The following is a 20,090-nucleotide window of genomic DNA, read 5'->3' on the forward strand; positions in this document are numbered from 1 at the left end:
CACCATGTCCCCACGGGACACCCCGGACTACCGCCCGCTGGACCTCGGCGACGTCGCCGACACCGCGGTCGACGTCTTCGAGGACCCCGACGACGTACGACTCGGTGACCGGGTCCTGCACGGCCTGCCCTTCCGGTTCAGCAGCGACAGGGACCGCGCCGTGCTCCTCGTCCCGCCGGGCGGCTCCGCCCGGATCGCCGCCGACGGTCGGCCCACCTGGCTCGTCTTCGCCCACGCGCTTCTCGAACCCGAGCTCTTCGAGGGCGGCCGCGTCGGCGCCCCCGTGGGCACGTACCGGCTGGAGTACCGCGACGGCACCAGCGTGACGAGGACGCTGCGGCAGCGCTTCGAGATCGGTCCGACGCCGCGTCGCTGGGACGGCCGCCCCCTCCCTCTCGACTGGGGCCAGACACCGCTGCTCGCGCGCAACGACGCCGAGCACGTGCTCATGGACCGCGCCTGCGGCCGGTACGACGAGGCCGGGGCCCGCCTGGTGGGCATCGACGACCCGCAGTCACGCGTGCCGTACGTCCTGCCGTACCGCTTCTACCTGTGGGCGATGGAAAACCCCCGTACCGATGCGGAGTTGGACGGCATCGTGGTCGAGGCCGGCGGCGCGTCGGTCGTCCTCGGCGCCGTGACCCTCAGCGACCTCGACGAGGAGCCGTTCACACGGACCGTCGCCCGCGAGGTGCTGGTCGAGATGCGCGACGGGGGCGTCACCGAGTCGCTGGAGCTCGAAGTCGACCGGGGCACGGCGTCGTACGTCTACCGCACGGCGCCGGACGTGGAGACGGCCCCCGAGCTACCCGGCGGCTGGGGCCGCAGCCGCCCCGAGGAGTGGGGCACGGGCTACGCCAAGGTCTCCGCCTCCCCCTCGGCCACGGTCAGCGTCCGCGACGGCGGCCGGGAGCAGGGCGCGTTCCGCTGGGGCGACCTCGTCGAGCGCGGGGCCCTCACCTTCGGTTGGGGCAGCGTCCGTCTGCCCGGGCCCGACCAGAACTGGGTGAGAACGACCGTGCGGGACGAGGCCGGAAACCCGGTGGCCTGCCGTATCCGGTTCCAGACCACCGACGGCATCCCGCTGGCCCCCTACGGCCACCACGCCCACATCAACTCCGACGGCGGCACCTGGAACCTCGACATCGGGGGCGACGTCCGGCTCGGCAGCTACACCTACGCCGCCATCGGCGGGACGTGCGAGGGCTGGCTGCCGACGGGACCGGTCCAGGTGGAGGTCGCCCGGGGCTTCGAGTACCAGCCGATCAGGGAGACCGTGACGATCGCGCCGGACCAGACGGAGCTGGAGCTGGAGCTGGTCCGCCGGTTCGACGCCCGGGCCCGCGGCTACGCGAGCGGCGACACCCATGTGCACTTCATGTCGACGCAGGGCGCCGAGCTGGAGGCGCGGGCCGAGGACCTCCAGGTGGCCAACCTGCTGCTGGCGCAGTGGGGCGAACACTTCACCAACACCGAGGAGTTCACCGGGCACCCGCACGTCTCGCACGACCACGGAACGGTGGTGTACGCGGGGCAGGAGAACCGCACGAACATGCTCGGCCACATCAATCTCCTGGGGCTGCGCGAGCCGATCATGCCCTGGTCCACCGGCGGCTCCGAAGAGGACGAGCTGGGCGGCGGCCTGGCGACGACGCTCTCGCACTGGGCGGACGAGTGCCACGCGCAGGGCGGGACGGTGGTCCTCGCCCACTTCCCTGTGCCCTACGGCGAGACCGCCGCACTGCTGGCCACCGGCCGCCTCGACGCCGTCGAAACGATCGCCTACGACGACTACAACATCAGCGAGTACTACCGCTACCTCAACGCCGGCTTCCGGGTCCCGCTCGTCGGCGGCACCGACAAGATGACCAGCGAGGTTCCGGTCGGCCTCGTGCGCACCTACGCGGCGGCGGACGCCGGCGGCGTCGAGTACGAGGCGTGGTGCGCGGGGATCAGGCGCGGCGACACCATGGTCTCGAGCGGGCCGCTGCTGTGGCTGCGCGCCGACGGGCAGCCGCCCGGCTCTCTGCTGACCGGCCGCGACTCCGTCGACCTCGGCATCGAGCTGGAGACGATCTTCCCCGTCGAGCGGATCGAGTTGATCCGCAACGGGGAGGTGGTCCGGACCGAGTACGTCGATCCGGACGCCTCCACTCACCGGCTGGACCTGACGTGGGAGGTGACCGGCTCCGACTGGTTCGCGGCGCGGTGCTTCGGCGCGGCCGACGCCGGCCCACGGCACGCCGACACCTGGAACCGACCGGTCTTCGCGCACACCTCGCCCCTCTACGTCTCCTCGCAGCCCGACTACGAGCGCCACGACCCCGAGGTCGTGACCACCATGCTCGCCATGATCGACGCCGCCCGGCGCCACATCACCGAGCACGCCCGCACCCGATGGGCCGGCACCGTGCACCACCGCCACGGCGAACCGGATCACCTCGCCTACCTCACTCGCCCCTTCGACGAGGCGAGCGCCGCCCTCCGCGCCCGCTCCGACCAGTGACCATCCCCGACGCACCCCCTCCCGCACTCCGGAGAGCAGAGCAGCAATGACACTGAACCCCGACGCCATGAGCGCGTTGACCAACACGCCCGCCCCACCGTTCGCCTGGTCGCCGAAGGGGTGGCCTTCCGAGCGGCCTTTCACCGACCCGCGGACCCCGGAGACCTGGCTCTACACCGGCCGGTACTCCTACGCACCGGGCGAGCGGGTCGACTTCCACGTCTCCTCCACGGCCGACGAGTTCGAGCTGGAGATCATCCGCGACGGCGCCGAACCCCGCACCGTCCACCGCGAGCGCGGTCTCACCGCGCCCCGGCAGGAGACACCGCAGGACGCGTACGCCTCGGGCTGCGGCTGGAAGGTCACCCACGACTGGCAGGTGCCGGAGGACCTGGAATCGGGCTTCTACCTCGTCGTGGTGCGCAACCCGATGCCGCACGGCGTCTGGGAGCGCGAGCACTTCTTCGTCGTGCGGGGCGCCGCCACGCGTCGCAACAGGATCGCGCTCGTCCTCACCACCGGCACACTGAGCGCCTACAACGACTGGGGCGGCGCCAACCACTACCGCGGCATCGGCGACGATCCGCGCAACGACTCGGGCTCGCCGCTCTCGTCGACGCAACGGCCCGTCGGCCGCGGCATGCTGCGCAAGCCGGTCGGGGCACCGCGCGAGTACCACCCGTACACGCCCGGCATCGGCTGGGTGCCGCGCTACGACTCCTACGAGTGGGCACGGCTCAACGGCTACAGCCGCCATCACGCCGACGCGTTCTGGGCGACGTACGAACGCCCCTTCGTCGTCTGGGCGGAGCAGGCGGGCTACCGGCTCGACTACCTCACGCAGATCGACCTGCACGAGGACCCGTCGGTGCTCGACGACTACGCGTGCGCGGTGGTCGTCGGCCACGACGAGTACTGGACGTGGCAGATGCGGGACGTCGTCGACGCGTTCGTCGAGCGCGGCGGCGGGTTCGCCAGGTTCGCCGGAAACTTCCAGTGGCAGGTGCGGCTCGACGAGGACAGCACCACCCAGTTCTGCTACCGGCTGCCCTCGCTCGACCCGGAGGCGGCAGCCGCTCCCCACCTGGCCACCACCAACTGGGAGGCCAAGAGCGTGGGCCGCCCCGGCGCCACCACGACCGGCCTCAACGGCCTCGGCGGCATCTACAACCGGTACGGCGCCGCCGTCCCGAGGTCCTCGGGCGGCTTCACCGTGTACCGGCCCGAGCACTGGGCCCTCGACGGCACCGACCTCTACTACGGCGACCTGCTCGGCGGGGACCCGGCCTTTCTCGCCGCCTTCGAGGTCGACTCCGTCGAGTACACGTTCCGTCGCGGTCTGCCGTACCCCACCTTCGAGGACGGCGCCCCCGAGGACTTGCAGATCCTCGCGATGTGCCCGGCCGCCAAGGGCGAGGAGGACCGGTTCTTCGGGCAGCACCCCATCGGGGGCCCCGAGGCCGAGGTCTACGCCTACAACGCCGAACTCGGCGACGACCTGCCCGACTACGTGCACGAGAACCAGATGCGCGGCGCCGGAATGATCGCCGCGTTCACCCGCGGCGCCGGCGAAGTCTTCAACGGCGGCTCGACGGAGTGGCCGCACGCGCTGGAGGTCGGGGACCCGTTCGTCGACCGCATCGTGCGCAACGTCCTGGACCGCTTCTCAGCCGGGGAGAACCGATGAACATCGAGGCGATAAAAACCGTCGGCCGCGATACCGGGCGTGCCGTCGTACCCGACCCGGCCGACTACGACCACGTCGGCGACGGATGGTCGGAGACCGAGTACCGGGCCGTCGAACTGGCCGACGACTCGTTGGGCGGCCTGTGGGAGGGAGAACCCGGCCGGGTCTCGTTCGACTCCTGGCCGTACACGGAGTTCTGCGTGCTCGTCAGCGGCCGGGTGGCGGTGATCGACGCAGCCGGAGGGCGCCGCGAGTTCGGAGCGGGCGAGGCGTTCGTCGTGCCCCGCGGATTCTGCGGCACCTGGGAGACGGTCGAGCCGTCGGTCAAGTACTTCGTGGCGATGCGATGAGCCAGGACAACGGCTCCGCCGACGGCATGACCGACCCCTTCGTCGGCCCGCTCGACAGCTCACGGACTCCCCGTTTCGCCGGGCCCGCCACGTTCGCACGGCTGCCCAGGAGGGACGAGGTGCCGCGAGCCGACGTGGTCGTGGCCGGCGTACCGTTCGACACCGGTGTCTCGTACCGTCCCGGCGCACGGTTCGGCCCGTCCCACGTCCGGGAGTCCTCACGGCTGCTGCGGCCCTACCACCCCGCGCTGGACGTGTCCCCGTTCCAACTGGCCCAGGTGGTGGACGGGGGCGACCTGGCGGTCAACCCGTTCGACATCGGCGCGGCCCTGGAGACGGTGCAGGCCGGAGCGGCCGAACTGACCGACGACGGCGCACGATTGCTCACCGTCGGGGGCGACCACACGATCGCGCTGCCGCTGCTGCGGGCCGCGGCGGAGCGCCACGGCCCGGTGGCGCTCGTCCACTTCGACGCCCATCTCGACACCTGGGACACCTACTTCGGGGCCGAGTACACCCACGGCACGCCGTTCCGCCGCGCCGTCGAGGAAGGCATCCTCGACACCGAGGCGCTCTGCCACGTCGGCACCCGGGGTCCGCTGTACGGCAGGAAGGACCTCGAGGACGACCGGCGCTTCGGCTTCGGCATCCTCACCTCGGCCGACGTCTACCACCAGGGCGTCGTTGAGGTCACCGAGCGGATTCGCGAGCGGGTCGGTGACAGGCCGCTCTACGTCTCGGTCGACATCGACGTCCTCGACCCCGCCCACGCGCCGGGGACAGGAACGCCCGAAGCCGGCGGCATGACCAGCCGCGAGCTGCTGGAGATCCTGCGCGGTCTGCGCGGACTCGACCTCGTGGGGGCCGACGTCGTGGAGGTCTCGCCGCCGTACGACCATGCCGAGCTCACGGGCATCGCGGCCTCCCACGTCGCCTACGACCTGGTGACGCTGCTGGCGCTGCGCCGGCGGACAGACCTGCCCGACAAGGAGGGACCCCACGCATGAGCAGATACGCGGTCACCGACCCGGCGTCCGGCGCCGTCGTGCGCGAGTACCCGACAGCCACCGGAGCGCAGATCGAGTCGGCCCTGGCCGACGCGGTCACCGCGGGCAGGGAGTGGGCACGCTCCACGAGTGCGGCCGGGCGCGCGGCACTCGTCGGCCGGGTGGCGGAGCTGCACGACGAGCGCAGGGACGAACTCGCGGCCGCCATCGTGCGCGAGATGGGCAAACCGCTCCTGGAGGCCGTCGAGGAGGTGGAGTTCAGCTCCGCGATCTACGCCTACTACGCGGAGAACGCCGAGAAGCTGCTCGCCGACGAACCCGTCGAGCCGCTCGACGGAACGGGCGACGCCGTCGTCAGGCGGTCGCCGTTCGGCGTGCTGCTCGGCATCATGCCGTGGAACTTTCCGAGTTATCAGGTGGCCCGGTTCGCCGGCCCGAACCTGTGCGCCGGCAACACGATCCTGCTCAAACACGCCCCGCAGTGCCCGGATTCGGCCGCGGCGCTTCAGCGGATCTTCGACGACGCCGGCTTCCCACGCGGTGCGTACGTCAACATCCACGCCACCGACGCGCAGGTGGCGACGCTCATCGCGGACCCGAGGGTGGCCGGGGTGTCCCTCACGGGCTCGGAGGCCGCCGGAGCGGCCGTCGCCGAAGTCGCCGGACGCAACCTGAAGAAGGTCGTCCTCGAGCTGGGCGGGTCCGACCCGTTCATCCTGCTCTCCACCGACGACCTCGACCGCACCGTCGAAAAGGCGGTGGCCGCCCGCCTCGACAACACCGGTCAGGTCTGCAACGCCGCGAAGCGCTTCATCGTCGCCGACGAGCTGTACGAGCCGTTCCTCGCCAAGTTCACCGACGCCCTGCTCGCGAACGCCGAGGGCATCAGCCCGCTGTCCTCGGTGGCCGCAGCCGAGCGGTTGGAGGCGCAAGTGCAGTCGGCCGTGGAGCAAGGCGCCCGCCTGACCAGCTCGGGGAAGCGCGAGGGCGCTTACTTCCCGACCGGTGTCCTCACCGACGTCACCGCGGAGAACGACGTCTACCACCAGGAGCTCTTCGGCCCGGTCGCCATGGTGTTCACAGCGGGGTCCGAGGATGAGGCGCTCGCGCTCGCCAACGACACTCCGTTCGGCCTCGGCTCCTACGTCTTCACCACGGACCCGGAGCAGGCCGCCAGGGTGGCGGACGGAATCGAGGCGGGCATGGTGTTCGTCAACGGCGTCCAGGCAGAGAGCGCCGAGCTGCCGTTCGGCGGCGTCAAGCGTTCGGGCTTCGGCCGCGAACTCGGCCGTCACGGCATCGACGAGTTCGTCAACAAGAAGCTCATCCGCACGCTCGCCTGACGCCGCCGCAGCCCGACCGCCCAGGTCGCCGGAGACCATCCCGGCGGCCTGGGCGGCACGCTCACGCTCCGAGCAGGGCATCGTTGCGTACGGGCAACTCGCGCCCCGCCCGGCTCGTCCGTGCCAGGAGAGCCGACCGCGACGGCAGGGTGCGCGCCCCTCGCACCCGCCCCGACCGACGCCTACCCCGCCCCGGGAGTCCCCCGGCGCAGCGCGAGACAGCACACCGCCGCGCAGGCGGCGAGGCCGGGGAAGACCAGCATGGAGGGCCTTCGAGGAGTACCGCACCGAGTACGGCTGCCGGGCGCTCCAGTACGAGCTGGCGAACCCGGCGCTCGCGGAGCGCCCGGAACTGATCCTCTCGCTCCTGCGGGACCAGCTCGCACAGGAGAGTGACGGGCAGCGGCCGAGCCACCCGGCGGACGACGCCCGCCAAGAGGCGGTCCGGAAGGCCCGGCGGGAGCTGGAGGGCGGCGCGGAAGCCGCCCGTTTCGACGCGCTCCTGCACGACGCCGAACACGCCTACCCGGCACGGGAGGACAACGAGTACTGGACGATCAGCGCCCCCAACGCGCTGATGCGCTGGGCGGTTCTGGAAGTCGCCCGGCGGCTGGTGGAGCGCGGCCTTCTCGCCCGCCCCGACCACGTCTTCTTCCTGGAGCCGCAGGAGGTCCGGCAGGCGCTCCTCGACGCCGCCGATGTCAGAGAGCTCACCACGCGACGGCGCGGGGAGCACCGCTGGGCCTTGGAGAACCCCGGCCCCGGCACCTACGGCGAGCGACCGGGCCCGCCGCCTCCCATGGACCAACTGCCGTCCGAGGTACGGGAGACCATGGGGGCCTTCCAGTGGACGATGCAGCAGATGAACGGCTCGGCGCCGGCGCCCCGGGACGGTGACGCGCACCGGGTGAGCGGCGTGCCGGGCGGGGCCGGCCGCTACACCGGTATCGCCCGAGTCGTGCTCAGCGAGGCCGAGTTCGACAAGATCCGCTCCGGCGACGTCCTCGTCTGCCCGATCACGTCACCGGTGTGGTCGGTGGTCTTTCCCAGCATCGGTGCACTGGTGACGGACACGGGCGGCGCACTCTCGCACGAGGCCATCATCGCCCGCGAATACGGCGTTCCGGCGGCCCTCGCCACGGAGAACGGGACCCGCGTCCTCGCCGACGGCATGCTGGTGACGGTCGACGGCATAGCGGGAACGGTCGAGATCATGGAGCGGTAGCAAGCGGTCGCCGGGGGGCCGCCTGCGTATGCGCGGTGGGCCCCCGGCGGGAGGTCACTCCTCGGGGACGCGTCCGCCCTGGGTCGGCTCGATGCGGGCCCTGACGACGGGGCCGACGATCAGGTCGTAGACGAGAACGCCCACGACGCCGCCGATGAGGGGCCCCGCAAGGGGAATCCACCAGTAGCCGCTGAACCACTGGAAGTTCCCCGGAAAGGCGATGGAGCCCCAGCCTTCGAGGTAGGTGAACAACCGCGGGCCGAAATCGCGGGCGGGGTTGATGGCGTACCCCGCGTTGGTGCCGAAGGCCAGGCCGATCACGGTGACCACCATGCCGATCAGGAACGGCCCGAGATTCGATTTCGGCGCCATGTTGCGCGTATCGGTGAGCGCGCAGATCAGCAGGAGCAGTACGCCGGTGCCGACGATCTGGTCGAGCAGCGGCCCCCACCAGGAGTCCCCGAAGTACTCGGCGGGGAACGTCGCGAAGATGGAGAAGGTGTCGAGCGACTTCTCGCGGGGGGTGCCGGCGTCGGCCGTGAACGCGTCGATCGCCCACCGGTACGTGGCGTAGACGAGCGCGGCCCCGGCGAAGGCACCGACGACCTGCGCCACCCAGTACGCCGGGACCTTGGCCCACGCGAAGGTCCGCCGCACAGCCAGCCCCAGCGTCACCGCGGGGTTGATGTGGGCACCGGTGATACCGCCGGCGACGTACACGCCGAAGACCACGGCGAAGCCCCAACCCCAGGAGATGACGAGCCAGTTGGCTGCGGTGAAATCCCCCGGCTGACGGCCCGACCCCGGCAGCCCCGCGACGGCGACAGCGACGGACCCGCACCCCAGCAGGACCAGGACGAAGGTGCCCAGGAATTCGGCGAGCAGTTCACCGCCGAGGCCCTCACGGTAGCCGCGTCGTTGTGAACCGTGCTCCGCACGGCGCTCGCCCATCGGTCCTCCCTCGCTCGGGGCGGGCGGTTCCTCCCGTCGCATGCACGACGGACCGCCCCTCTCGTGAGGGGAACGTAGGCGGAAGGCGCACCTCCTGCCGGGCGGTTGCCCGCGTGTCCGGGATTTCTCCACCGAGCGGCGCAGAGCGTGGGGGGCCGGATCGGGCGCGGACCGGGCGTCATGTGCGAGAGAGGCGCCGGCGGGCGGAGGTCGCGGACGCCGGTTCACATATCGCGGTCTCGTCGCCGCACGCCGTGCCGGTATGTCCGCCACTCAGCACAGTCGCGCCACCCTACGCGGCGGCTTCTCGCGTCTGGGCGCCACCGCACGGCTCCCTGCGGGAAGCGAAGAGTGAAGCCTGTTGGTCGTCTACTGCGTCGGCGTCGCCGTCCTCTCCGCGCTCGCCGCTTCCAGGCTGCGGGTCGGAGAACAACGGGACGCAGGCATTTCGGAGACCGGCGCTGCCTCCTCATCCGAAAGGACACCGGCGCGATGAACCGCCTCTTCCTTCCCGACACAAAACCCGTCGACACCTCGGTGCACGGCTTCGCCCGCGCCCACGGCTCCCTCGTGGAGCTGCACGAGAACCCCCTGTTCCTCACCGCGACCGCCCCGCACCCGGACCGCCGTACCGCGCTGGTGTCCGGCGGCGGCTCCGGACACGATCCGCTCCACGCCGGTTTCGTCGGCCTCGGCATGCTCGACGCCGCCGCCCCCGGCCGGATCTTCGCCTCGCCGCACAACCGCCAGGTCTACGAGGCGAGCCGCGCGGTCGCCCGGGAGGAGGGGGTACTGCACATCGTCAAGAACTACACGGGGGACCGCATCAACTTCGGCATCGCCGCCGAGCGGCTGCGTGCCGACGGCGTCGAGGTGCAGCGCGTCCTCGTCGACGACGACCTCGCCACCGAGAGCCACCAGACGGCGACGGGCCGGCGCGGCACGGGCGCCGCCCTCGTCGTCGAGAAGATCCTCGGAGCCGCCGCCGACACCGGTCTGGGCCTCGAGGAACTGGCCCGGCTCGGAGGCGACGTCGTGGCCGCCTCGCGCAGCCTCGCCGTCGCCGGCCGGGCGCAGACGTCCTCGTCGCGGGGCGGCGAGGCGTTCTCCCTCGCGGAGGACGAGTTGGAGTACGGCGTCGGCATCCACGGCGAACGGGGTGCCGCGACCATCCAGCGTCCGGCGCTCGGCCGCATCACGGAGCAGATGACCACCGAGCTCCTCGACGGCCTGCCGGATGTCGGGGACGGCGTCCTCCTGCTCGTCAACGGGCTGGGCGGGACCACTCCGCTGGAGCTGTACGCCGTCCACGAGCTCGTCAGTCAGGAACTGGAGAAGCGGCGCGTGGAGGTGGGGGCACGACTCGTCGGCACCTTCGTGCCCGCCCTGGACATGAGCGGCTTCTCCCTCACCCTGACCTCCCTGCGCCCCGGTTGGCTCGACCGGTGGCAGGCCCCCGTACGCACACCCGCCTTCCCCTGCACGGAGCCGCGCTCATGACGACGATCGACCAGGACCGCGTGGTACGCACCTACGCGCAGGCGTCCCACACCGCACACGACGCGCTCACGGCGCTGGACCAGATCTCCGGCGACGGCGACTTCGGCGACAACCTGCGAGAAGGGCTCGACCGGACGGTCGCCGCACTCGACGCCACAGACGACGCCTCGGCGACCGAGGTGGCGGGGAGCGTCTTCCTCGACGAGGTGGGCGGCACCAGCGGCCCGCTCATCGGCCTGCTCTTCAGCGAGATCGGCCGCGCACTCGCCGGCACGGCGGACGACCGTGCGGGCTGGACCGACGGGGTGCGTTCAGGACTCGCCGCGATCCAGCGGGTCGGCGAGGCCGAGCCGGGCGACCGCACGCTCGTCGACGCGCTGGTGCCGGCGCTCGCCGCGCTGGAGGGCGACGACTCGTGGACGGGCGTCGCCGAGGCCGCACTCTCCGGCGCCGCGGCGACCGCGGGCACCCGGGCCCGCCGCGGCCGCGCCTCCTACGTCGGGGAACGCGCCGTGGGCAACCCGGACCCGGGCGCCACCGGTGTCGCCCTCCTCTTCTGGGCCCTCGCCCGCGTCGCCGAACCGGACTCCGGGCTCGGCGACATCGAGGAGCTGGTGCCCGTCCCGACCGACCGGGACCGCGCCGGCTGACCGGGACGGGGTTGCCCGTCGGATCGGAACGGCGCCAAGTGCCGTCCGATCCGACGGGGTGGAAGGTCCCGCGGGCCTGCGGAAGAGGGTCCGACGGTTCCGCGGGCCTCCACCACCGCCCGCGCCCGGTCTCCGACCGACCGGCTTCCCCGCTCGGTATGCACTGCACGGTCCTCACCGGCGGGGCTTGTCGGCCACGCCCCGTCCGGGCGTCCCAACCGACCGGCGATTCCGAAGAGTTGCCGCCTCCTCCCGGCAGCGGACCGCCTCCGCACCGAGCGCGGCGCGACAGGACCGCACCCGCCCGCCACGGTGTTCACCGTGGCGGGCGGACGGCAGGCAGGCACGCAGCGCCGACGCACGACCGGCCGGCGCGGGCGTCGCCCCGGGCGAGCGGTCAGGTGCGGGTGAGCGCCTGGGTCGGCGGAGTGCGCAGGGCTCTGCGCGTGGGGAGCTCCGTCGAGAGGAAGGCGATGGCCGCGACCACCGCTGCCAGAGCGGGCAACAACCAGGCGGGCCCGGACGGCACCGGCCGGCCGAGGAAGCCTGCCGAAAGCAGCACCAGGGGGATGACCGAGAGCGCTAGCCCGCCGACGAACGCGGCGACCGTGAGCAGCGCCGCCTCGCGCCGCATCATCGCGCGGACCTGATGCGGTGTCGCCCCGACGAGTTGCAGCGTGGCGAGTTCGGTCCGCCGTGCCGCGGTGGTGGCGACGAGCTTGTTGGCGATCCCGACCAGGAGGTACGCCAGCAGCACGGCGAGTACGGCGATGTTGATCCACAGTTCGGGCGGTACACCCCCCACACCGCCCTTCTCCGCCGCGCCGGGGTCGTCGTCGAGGGCCAACCCCGGGTGCGAGGCGACGAGTTCGGTCACCTCGCGCTCGGCGGCTTCGGAGCCGTCGGTCGTGACGTAGAGCTGCTGGTCGAGTCCCGTGGTGGTGTGGGAGACGGCCAGGTCGCGGGAGAGGACGAGCTCGCCGAAGCCGAGGCCGCGCCCGTACGTCGCCACGACGCGGGCGGAGACCGGGGCGCCGTCGCCGAGGTAGAACTCCGCCGTGCTGCCCACGTGCACGTCACGCGACTTGGCGGCGTCGGCGCTGACGGCGACGGTGCGGCCCTTGAGGTCCGCGAGGTTGCCGTCGCGCACGTCGAGGTCGAGCACGCCGCGGGCCTCGTGGTCGAGCACCATCGCGGGCGCGCTCTCGACCTCGGTTTCGTTGAGCACCCGGAACGGCCACAGGGCGGTGGTCGTGGTGACGGGTGCGGCCGCTTCCACGCCCGGCCGGTCCCTGAGGTCGTCGGCGAGGTTCTCGGGGACGCCGCCGAGTCCCGGTGCACTCACGCCGAACTGCGCCCGGGTCGCGTCGCGGACCTCGCCCGAGGTGGCGGCCACCACGGTGGTCTGGGTGAGCGTGTAGGTGAGGGTGAAGACCACGGCCATCGCCAGGGTGCTGGCGGCGCCTGCGGCGCGCTGCGCATAGCCGTGGCTGTTGGCCACGGCGAGCCAGGTCGGCGCCGGCGTCGACCCGGAGAGCCTGCGGGACAGCGCCCGGCCGACGCGGCCGACCAGCACGGGCCCCACGAGCGCGAGGCCGATCGCCGCGAGGATGCCGGCGAGCGCGGTGCCCACGGCCCCGACCTGCGACCGGATCAGCAGCGGGCCGATGGAGAGCGCGGTACCCCCGATGATGAGCCCCAGCCCGATCCGCGCCCGCACGGGCGACGGCTTGCGGGGCTCGCTGCGGGACTCGGCGACCGCCTCGGTCGCCGGCATCCGCGACGTACGCCAGGCGACGCACCACGCCGCCACGCTCACCACGCCGACGAGGAACACCACGCCGGCGACGGCGGGCAACGGGCCGTAGGTGAGGGGCAGTCCGGACGGCAGCATCCCCGTCCACACCAGCAGGTCCCGGAACCGCTCGGCGAGAAGGTAGCCGAGCGCGGCCCCTGGGACGGCAGCCGCCGCCGAGGTGAGCACCGCCTGGAGGGTGACGATCCGCCGGATCTGACGCGGGGTCGCGCCGACGGCACGCATCAGCGCGAGTTCGCGCCGCTGGGACTGGACGGCGACCGAGAGGGCTCCGGCCACGATGAACCCGACGACGAGCAGCGTCACACCGGTCAACGAGCTTGCGAGGGTGGGCAGGAGGGAGCGGGCGGCGGTCGTTCCGGGGGACTCCGCGTCGCCTCGGGCGGCTCCGGTCGTCACGTTCAGGTCGTCGTCGGCGACGGCCTGGCGCACCTCGTCGGCAGCCCTGTCGGCCTCGCCCGGCTCGGCGCGCACGGCGACGAGGTCGGCGGACGCCGGGGAGTCCTCGCCCGAGGCGTCCTGCGTGCCGGCGGCGGTGCCGGGAGCGGCCAGCCGAGCCGCCGCGGCGTCGGTGAAGTACACACCGCTGCCCGGCACTTGGAGCACGGCGGAGACCCGGTAGGTGCCCGTGCGTCCGGCGGCGACCACGGTGACCCGGTCGCCCGGCTCCGCGCTCGCCGCGGCGGCCGTGCCCTGGTCGAGGGCGACCTCGCGCGGCCCCGCGGGGGCCGAGCCGCGGACGTCGTGGGCGGCGAGCAGGCCGGTCGAGGACCAGCCGTGCCCGTTGACGCTCGCGTCCGCTGCGGGTGCGGCATCGCCGCTGTCCGTGACGACGGCTGCGGGGAAGCTCCGGTCGCTCACCGTGTCGGCGACGCCGGGCAACCGCGCCAGCCTGTCGGCGAGTTCCGCGGGGACCTGGACGCGCTCGGGGAGCGAGATCGACGGGAGGAAGGGCTTCGGCGGCTGGTGGCTCTGGCTCGCCGAGACGACGACGTCGGCGCGGTCGAGCCGCTCGACCGGCGCGTGCGAGCGCCAGCCGGAGTCGGCGAGGACGCCGATGCCGGTGACCATGGCGGCACCGCCCAGCGCCGCGCAGACCACGGCGAGGAGCGCGGCGATCCTGCGGCGCACCATGTGCCATGCGCAGTACAGCATCGGCTACTCCGTCTCCAACTTCGTGACACCGGCGGCGAGTTCGGCGGCGGTGGCCTGGACGAACGTGTCCACGACGCGTCCGTCGGCCATCACGGTCGCCAGGTCGGCCCGCGCGGCGGCGGCCGGGTCGTGGGTGACCATCACGACGGTCTGTCCGAGGGTGTCGACCATGTCGCGGAGGAGCGCCAGCACTTCGCGGCCGGTACGCAGGTCGAGCGCGCCCGTCGGCTCGTCGGCGAAGACGACGGCGGGACGGGCCGCCAACGCGCGGGCGATCGCGACGCGCTGCTGCTGCCCTCCCGACAACTCGGCCGGGCGGTGGGAGAGTCGCTCGCCGATGCCCACCCGCTCGACGAGGCCGCGCACCCACTCCCGGTCCGGCGTCCGGCCGGCGAGCCGCAGCGGCAGGGTGATGTTGTCCTCGATACTCAGCGACGGCACCAGGTTGTAGGACTGGAAGACGAACCCGACGCTGTCCCTGCGCAGTTCGGTGCGGGCGGTCTCGCTCAACGTGCCGATCTCGGTGCCGTCGACGAAGACGTGCCCGGTCGTCGGCGTGTCCAGCCCGGCGGCGCAGTGCATCAGCGTGCTCTTGCCCGAGCCCGAGGGGCCCATGACGGCGAGGAACGTGCCGCGCTGCACGGTGAGGGAGACGCCGCGGAGCGCCTGCACGTCCCCGGGGTAGGTCTTCGTCACGCCTTGCAGCACCACCGCGGGCGCCTGCGGACGGCTCTGCGCGACGCCGGCCGCCGCGTCCCACGCGTACCTCACGACGCCCTCCGTATCCCGTGGCGAACGGCGAACGCGACGGCGCCGAGTGCGACTCGGTGCTCGGCGCGGGCTCCGGCGGTGCGGGGCGGGGGCGCGGGCCGTGTCCGCGGCTTCCGGGGGCTTGCGAAGCCGCTGCAGGGCTCGGTCACGTGGGGCTCCTTGCGGTGCTGATGAGTTCCTGCTCGACGTTACGGACGCTCGTCATCGGCGACGATCCGGCAGGCCGGAAGGTATGGGTACAGCAGGCTGTACCCCGTGCCGGCTGAGCGTCGGGCCCCGGCATAGAGTACGGGACGTGCCAACGACCTGCGCACTCGCACGGATTCGGGCCCTCGCGGCGTCGACCGGGCGGCGGCGCCCGGTCGACGCTCACCGGTGGGCGCGGTTCCGTACGGAGGACTCGAGCGCCCGGGCTCCCGAACGTCCCGCCGCCGCCCGGAAGTGAAGCATGCGAATCGTGATAGCCGAGGACGACCCACTGCTGCGCGAGGGGCTCGCCCTCCTGCTCCGCGCGGAGGCGCTCGAGGTGGCGGCCGCGACCGGCACGCCCGACGCCTTCCTCGCCGCCGTCGAGGCGCATGACCCGGACGTCGCCGTCGTCGACGTCCGCATGCCGCCTACCCACACCGACGAGGGGATCACCGCGGCGATGCGGGCCAGGCGGAGCCGCCCGGATTTGGCCGTGCTCGTCCTCTCCGCCCACGTGGAGCAGGCGTTCGCCACCGAGTTGCTGGCGGGTGGCAGCGCCCGGCTCGGCTACCTTCTCAAGGAGCGCGTCGGCAGGGTCGAGGACTTCCTCGACGCGTTGTACCGGGTGGCGGCGGGAGAGACCGCGATCGATCCCGAGGTCATCGCCCAACTCTTCGCGCGGGCCCGCCCGGACGCCCGGCTCGCCCGCCTGAGCCCGCGGGAACGGGAGGTACTGGCCCTGATGGCCGAAGGGTTGGGGAACACCGCCATCGCCGAGCGCCTCGCCGTCACCGAAGGCGCCGTGCACAAGCACATCCGCAGCATCTTCACCAAGCTCGACCTGACACCGACCGACCGCACCGACCGCCGCGTCGCCGCGGTCCTCCGCTACCTCGACGACGCACAGCGCAGGTCCTGACGCAACACCCGGGCCGAGCCCCGCCGGTGTCGGCGTCCCTCCCGCGGCCCGACGGTGCACGGACGCCGGGCTCGCCCGGCGGCGATGACGACGCCGCGCGCTCCGCCCGACGCCGTGCCTTGACTTCCCTGAGGCAGGCCCGACGCGGCCGACGGCAGCGCGAACCCGGCCGACGAGGCGCCCGGCAACGGGCTGCATCGCGCCGACAGCGACGCCCGGCGCCCGGCACATGCCCGGCCCCACGTCGGGGCGTGCCCCGACTCCACACTCAACAGCGCCCGTACGCAGGAGAACACCCCGCAACCTCGGCCCACGACGCACCTGGCAACGACCGGCACCGGACTTCGCCCTCGCACCGACAAGGACGCCCGCCACCCGGCCACGCTCAACTCCCGCCCCGCACCCCGCACAACGGGGCGCCCCCGCCCGCGCCTGCCTCCCGGCCGGATTCCTCCTCGTCATAGGGTTGCAGGCGAACGAAGCGGACAGGGAGCGACATGGAGCCGAGCCCCGAGTGGCCGGGCGGCGGGAGGCGGCGTACGGGGGCCGCTGCCGTCGCCGCCCGCACAATCTCCCGGGCGTTCGCTGCGCTGGAGCAGTTGGCGGGCGGGCTCGCCACCTCGGTGCTCGCGCTGCTCGTGCTGCCGTGGCTTCTCCTCGGCGTCCTCACCGTTCCGTTGGGTGTCGGGGTGCTGCTCACGCCCGTCGCACTGAGTGCGGCGCACGCGTTGGCGCACAGGGAACGTGAACGGCTCGGGCGCTGGGGTCCCGAGGTCGTGGGCCCCGAACGGCCGTCGACGCAACTGCGCTTCGCCCGGGCCGATCCCGTGACGCGCCGCACGCTGCGCTGGCTCGTACGGCACGGCACGTTCGGGCTGCTGCTCGGCGCGCTGGGCGTGCTGCTGCCGCTCTTCGCCCTGCGGGACATCAGCTTTCCGCTCTGGTGGCGCCTGGCGCCCGAGGGCGTCACGAGCACGTCCATCGGGATCGGGACCGCCCGTTCCTGGGCGGACGCCGGCGCCGCCGGGCTGCTCGGGCTCTGCTGGTGCGCCGCCGTCCTGTGCCTCTCCCCCGGCATGGCCCGATTGCAGGCAGGCGCCGGCCGGCGCCTGCTGGCGGCCAGCCCGGAGGCGGACCTGTCGCTGCGGGTCGCCGAGCTCACCGCGAGCCGGGCCGCGGCGCTGGACGCACACGCCAGCGAACTGCGGCGGATCGAGCGGGCGTTGCACGACGGTGCACAGAACCGGATGATCCGGGTCACCGTCCTGCTCGGCGCCGCCCGCCGCATGGCGGCCCGGGACCCTTCGCAAGCCGAGAGCCTGCTGGAGCAGACGCAGACCGCCGTCGAGGACGCGCTCGCCGAACTCCGCTCCGTCTCCCGGAGCATCCTGCCGCCGGTCCTCGCCGACCGGGGACTCGAAGCGGCCCTGACGGCGCTCGCCGCCGACTGCGCGGTGCCGTGCACCGTCGAAGTCGAGGCGGCGGAGCGGTGCGCCGCCTCCGTCGAAGCGACCGCGTACTTCGTCGTCGCCGAGGCGTTGACGAACATCGCCAAGCACAGCGGGGCGCACCGCGCCGCCGTGAAGGTGAGCAGCAGCGGCGGACGACTCCGCCTCCGCATCGAGGACGACGGCCACGGCGGCGCCGAGGAGGAAGGCGGCTCCGGAATCGCCGGCATCCGTCGCCGCCTCGCCGCGCACGACGGTTCGCTCACCCTGGACAGCCCACCGGGCGGCCCGACGATGCTGGAGGTGCGCCTTCCCTGCGGGGTGTGAGCCGCGCACCGAACGGACCGCGAGACACCGGGAGTTGCTCGGCCCTCCGAACCGGGGAGCCGTCGACCGAACCGGCCGAACGCCCGCGCGCCCCACCGCGCGTCGCGCACGTCGGGCGGAGCCCGTCTCGGCAGCCTGCTCGGCGCACACGTCGGAAGAGTCGCCGCACCGGTCCGCGAGCGACCGGCACGGCCCCCGGAAGGCGAGAGCCGCGGAGTCCGAGCAGGCCGACGGGCGGCACGCCGGCGGGCATCCCTCCCCAGCGAGGGGACGGGCCAACGGCCGTACGGGGAGTGCCGAACCGCAGACGCGAGCACGGCCCGCACCCTCAGCCACCCGGCTCTTCGAGCACCCCGTGGAGCACCTCCAGCGCCCGCTCCCGGTGGGCGTCGAGTTCGGCGACGAGCCGGTCGGCGTCGTCGGACCTGACCGCTTGCACGATCCGCTCGTGGGCGTGGACGGATTCGGCCCGCTCCTCGGGGAGGTTGTAGTACATCGCGCGGTACACCTCGGTCGCGTCCCAGAGCAGCCGGATCAGGCGGAGCACGTGGCGCTGGCCGGGCGCCTCCATGAGATGGAAGTGGAACCGGCGGTTCGCCGCGAGCTCCGTCGCCACGTCGCCGGCTTCCGCCGCGCGTGCGCACGCTGCGGCGTCGGCGTCGATGCGGCGCAGCGCCGCGTCGTCGAGGCGCGGCAGCGCGAACCGGACGGCGCGCTCCTCGAGCACCTGGCGCAGTTCGTAGATCTCCTGCAAGTCGCCGTACTGGAGCTCCGTCACGAAGTACCCCCGCCGGGGCCGGTAGGTCACCTGGCCCTCCTGCTCCAGGACCCGCAGGGCCTCGCGGACCGGTGCGACGCTGAGCCCGGTCCGTGAGGCGACGTCCTCCTGGTTCACCCGCTGCCCGGGCCGGAGCGTGCTGGAGACCATGAGGCGGCGCAGCGCGTCGACGGCGTGCTGCTGTGCCGTGGCAGGCGCGGAGAGTTGGGGATCGTTCACCGCCGGCATGACCCCTCGCGCCTCGGAAGCCGGTGGGCACCGGCCGGACGGTGCCTGCTCACCGGAACGCCTGGATACCGGTGAGCGCCCCGCCCACGACGAGCGCGTGGACGTCCGCCGTGCCCTCGTAAGTGACCACCGACTCCAGGTTGTTCATGTGCCGGATGACGGGGTACTCCAGCGAGATGCCGTTCGCGCCGAGCACCTGGCGCGCGGTGCGGGCGACGTCCAGCGCGGCGTTCACGTTGGCCAGCTTGCCCATGCTGATCTGTTCGGGGCGCAGCCGTTCCTCGTCCTTGAGCCGGCCCAGGTGCAGTGCGAGCAGCGTCGCGCGGTTGACCTCCAGCGCCATGGCCGCGAGCTTCTGCTGCTGGATCTGCGTCCCGGCGATCGGCTTTCCGAAGGCGGTGCGCTCCATGCTGTAGTCGAGCGCCGCCTCGAAGCAGGCGCGGGCAGCACCGGCCGCGCCCCAGACGATCCCGTACCGGGCCTCGTTGAGGCAGGAGAGCGGGCCGCGCAGGGAGGTGGCCTCGGGCAGCACGGCGTCCGCGGGCAGGCGCACGTCCTCCAGGACGAGTTCGGCCGTGACGGAGGCCCGGAGCGACAGCTTCTTGCGGATCTCGTGCGCGGAGAACCCGGGGGTGCCGCGGGGGACGAGGAAGCCGCGCGGCCCCTGGTCGGTGACGGCCCACACCACCGCGACGTCGGCGAGGGAGCCGTTGGTGATCCACATCTTCCGGCCGTTGAGGACCCAGTCGGAACCGTCCCGCCGCGCGCGGGTGCGCATGGCCCCGGGGTCGGACCCGGCGTCTGGCTCGGTGAGGCCGAAGCAGCCGACGGTCTCGCCCGCCGCCATCCCCGGCAGCCAGTGCTCCTTCTGCTCCTGGGAGCCCCACCGCCGGATCGCGTACATCGCGAGGGAGCCTTGGACGGAGACGAGGCTGCGGACGCCGCTGTCGCCCGCCTCCAGCTCGAGGCAGGCGAGACCGTACGCGGTGGCACTCGCGCCGGCGCAGCCGTACCCCTCCAGGTGCATGCCGAGGACTCCCAATCCGCCGAGCTGCGCAGGGAGTTCGCGAGGGATGCGGGCTTCCTCGTACCAGTCGCCCACGTACGGGGTGACGTGGTCCTCGACGAAGGAGCGCACCGTGTCCCGGATCTCGCGCTCCTCGTCGGAGAGTTGGTGGTCGATGTCCAGGAAGTCCCCGGGCCGTGGCCCGCTGTGGGGCTTGCCACCCTGTCGCGTCAT

Annotated in this window: 15 protein-coding genes; 10 read left to right on the forward strand and 5 right to left on the reverse strand. The window is 73.0% G+C overall.

The genetic code is table 11. The features are described from left to right. Positions 1–4: 4 nt before the first annotated feature. From F603_RS0110815 to F603_RS31945, 6 genes are all read left to right on the forward strand, one after another. Positions 5–2,506 (forward strand): CehA/McbA family metallohydrolase, encoded by a 2,502-nt coding sequence (locus F603_RS0110815; RefSeq protein WP_019546032.1) that lies wholly within the window; start codon positions 5–7, stop codon positions 2,504–2,506. Between the two features lie 46 nt (positions 2,507–2,552). Next, positions 2,553–4,193: a N,N-dimethylformamidase beta subunit family domain-containing protein gene (locus F603_RS0110820; protein WP_019546033.1), complete on the forward strand. Its 1,641-nt coding sequence runs from the start codon at positions 2,553–2,555 to the stop codon at positions 4,191–4,193. Then, positions 4,190–4,543: a cupin domain-containing protein gene (locus F603_RS0110825; protein ID WP_019546034.1), complete on the forward strand. Its 354-nt coding sequence runs from the start codon at positions 4,190–4,192 to the stop codon at positions 4,541–4,543. Before F603_RS0110820 ends, F603_RS0110825 begins: the two co-directional genes overlap by 4 nt. After that, positions 4,540–5,550 carry an agmatinase gene (gene speB / locus F603_RS0110830; RefSeq protein ID WP_019546035.1) on the forward strand — a complete coding sequence of 337 codons (1,011 nt, stop codon included), beginning with the start codon at positions 4,540–4,542 and terminating at the stop codon, positions 5,548–5,550. Before F603_RS0110825 ends, speB begins: the two co-directional genes overlap by 4 nt. Beyond that, positions 5,547–6,893: an aldehyde dehydrogenase family protein gene (locus F603_RS0110835; RefSeq protein WP_019546036.1), complete on the forward strand. Its 1,347-nt coding sequence runs from the start codon at positions 5,547–5,549 to the stop codon at positions 6,891–6,893. The genes speB and F603_RS0110835 overlap by 4 nt, the downstream gene beginning before the upstream one ends. A gap of 577 nt (positions 6,894–7,470) precedes the next feature. Beyond that, on the forward strand, positions 7,471–8,118 hold the full coding sequence (locus tag F603_RS31945; protein WP_019546037.1) for a PEP-utilizing enzyme: 648 nt from the start codon (positions 7,471–7,473) through the stop codon (positions 8,116–8,118). A 54-nt stretch (positions 8,119–8,172) separates the two neighbouring features. On the opposite strand, the gene F603_RS0110845 is transcribed toward F603_RS31945, so the two are convergent. Further along, entirely contained in the window at positions 8,173–9,069 is an 897-nt protein-coding gene (locus F603_RS0110845; RefSeq protein ID WP_019546038.1) for an MIP/aquaporin family protein, read from the reverse strand. Between the two features lie 492 nt (positions 9,070–9,561). On the opposite strand from F603_RS0110845, the gene F603_RS0110850 reads away from it, so the two are divergent. Together F603_RS0110850 and F603_RS0110855 are read left to right on the forward strand one after the other, a co-directional pair. After that, positions 9,562–10,569: a dihydroxyacetone kinase subunit DhaK gene (locus F603_RS0110850; RefSeq protein ID WP_019546039.1), complete on the forward strand. Its 1,008-nt coding sequence runs from the start codon at positions 9,562–9,564 to the stop codon at positions 10,567–10,569. Next, positions 10,566–11,219, forward strand: coding sequence for a DAK2 domain-containing protein (locus F603_RS0110855; protein ID WP_019546040.1), 654 nt, complete (start codon positions 10,566–10,568; stop codon positions 11,217–11,219). The genes F603_RS0110850 and F603_RS0110855 overlap by 4 nt, the downstream gene beginning before the upstream one ends. 397 nt (positions 11,220–11,616) lie before the next feature. Here F603_RS0110855 and F603_RS0110860 read toward each other — a convergent pair whose 3' ends face one another. Next, complete coding sequence (locus F603_RS0110860; protein WP_019546041.1) at positions 11,617–14,190, reverse strand: FtsX-like permease family protein; 2,574 nt, start codon at positions 14,188–14,190, stop codon at positions 11,617–11,619. 3 nt (positions 14,191–14,193) lie between these two features. Next, a complete protein-coding gene (locus tag F603_RS0110865; protein ID WP_019546042.1) occupies positions 14,194–14,961 on the reverse strand; it encodes an ABC transporter ATP-binding protein in 768 nt (255 codons plus the stop codon). Positions 14,962–15,409: 448 nt separating this feature from the next. Here F603_RS0110865 and F603_RS0110870 point away from each other — a divergent pair, with 448 nt between their 5' ends. Both F603_RS0110870 and F603_RS0110875 read left to right on the forward strand, forming a co-directional pair. Beyond that, complete coding sequence (locus F603_RS0110870; RefSeq protein WP_019546043.1) at positions 15,410–16,069, forward strand: response regulator transcription factor; 660 nt, start codon at positions 15,410–15,412, stop codon at positions 16,067–16,069. Positions 16,070–16,566: 497 nt separating this feature from the next. Then, positions 16,567–17,844: a sensor histidine kinase gene (locus tag F603_RS0110875; RefSeq protein WP_019546044.1), complete on the forward strand. Its 1,278-nt coding sequence runs from the start codon at positions 16,567–16,569 to the stop codon at positions 17,842–17,844. Positions 17,845–18,172: 328 nt separating this feature from the next. Here F603_RS0110875 and F603_RS0110880 read toward each other — a convergent pair whose 3' ends face one another. Together F603_RS0110880 and F603_RS0110885 are read right to left on the reverse strand one after the other, a co-directional pair. Further along, positions 18,173–18,850, reverse strand: a complete 678-nt coding sequence (locus F603_RS0110880) for a GntR family transcriptional regulator (protein WP_019546045.1) — start codon at positions 18,848–18,850, stop codon at positions 18,173–18,175. 49 nt (positions 18,851–18,899) lie between these two features. Further along, positions 18,900–20,090, reverse strand: a complete 1,191-nt coding sequence (locus F603_RS0110885; RefSeq protein WP_019546046.1) for an acyl-CoA dehydrogenase family protein — start codon at positions 20,088–20,090, stop codon at positions 18,900–18,902.

Source organism: Streptomyces sulphureus DSM 40104 (assembly GCF_000381025.1).
GTDB classification, from domain to species: Bacteria; Actinomycetota; Actinomycetes; order Streptomycetales; family Streptomycetaceae; genus Streptomyces; species Streptomyces sulphureus.

Coding starts and splice junctions, on each gene's coding strand:
- F603_RS0110880 (WP_019546045.1), bottom strand. CDS start 18,850: ATGCCGGCGGTGAACGATCCCCAACTCTCCGCGCCTGCCACGGCACAG.
- F603_RS0110845 (WP_019546038.1), bottom strand. CDS start 9,069: ATGGGCGAGCGCCGTGCGGAGCACGGTTCACAACGACGCGGCTACCGT.
- F603_RS0110820 (WP_019546033.1), top strand. CDS start 2,553: ATGACACTGAACCCCGACGCCATGAGCGCGTTGACCAACACGCCCGCC.
- F603_RS0110835 (WP_019546036.1), top strand. CDS start 5,547: ATGAGCAGATACGCGGTCACCGACCCGGCGTCCGGCGCCGTCGTGCGC.
- F603_RS0110885 (WP_019546046.1), bottom strand. CDS start 20,090: ATGACGCGACAGGGTGGCAAGCCCCACAGCGGGCCACGGCCCGGGGAC.
- F603_RS0110875 (WP_019546044.1), top strand. CDS start 16,567: ATGGAGCCGAGCCCCGAGTGGCCGGGCGGCGGGAGGCGGCGTACGGGG.
- F603_RS0110855 (WP_019546040.1), top strand. CDS start 10,566: ATGACGACGATCGACCAGGACCGCGTGGTACGCACCTACGCGCAGGCG.
- speB (WP_019546035.1), top strand. CDS start 4,540: ATGAGCCAGGACAACGGCTCCGCCGACGGCATGACCGACCCCTTCGTC.
- F603_RS31945 (WP_019546037.1), top strand. CDS start 7,471: ATGCGCTGGGCGGTTCTGGAAGTCGCCCGGCGGCTGGTGGAGCGCGGC.
- F603_RS0110825 (WP_019546034.1), top strand. CDS start 4,190: ATGAACATCGAGGCGATAAAAACCGTCGGCCGCGATACCGGGCGTGCC.
- F603_RS0110815 (WP_019546032.1), top strand. CDS start 5: ATGTCCCCACGGGACACCCCGGACTACCGCCCGCTGGACCTCGGCGAC.
- F603_RS0110870 (WP_019546043.1), top strand. CDS start 15,410: ATGCGAATCGTGATAGCCGAGGACGACCCACTGCTGCGCGAGGGGCTC.
- F603_RS0110860 (WP_019546041.1), bottom strand. CDS start 14,190: ATGCTGTACTGCGCATGGCACATGGTGCGCCGCAGGATCGCCGCGCTC.
- F603_RS0110850 (WP_019546039.1), top strand. CDS start 9,562: ATGAACCGCCTCTTCCTTCCCGACACAAAACCCGTCGACACCTCGGTG.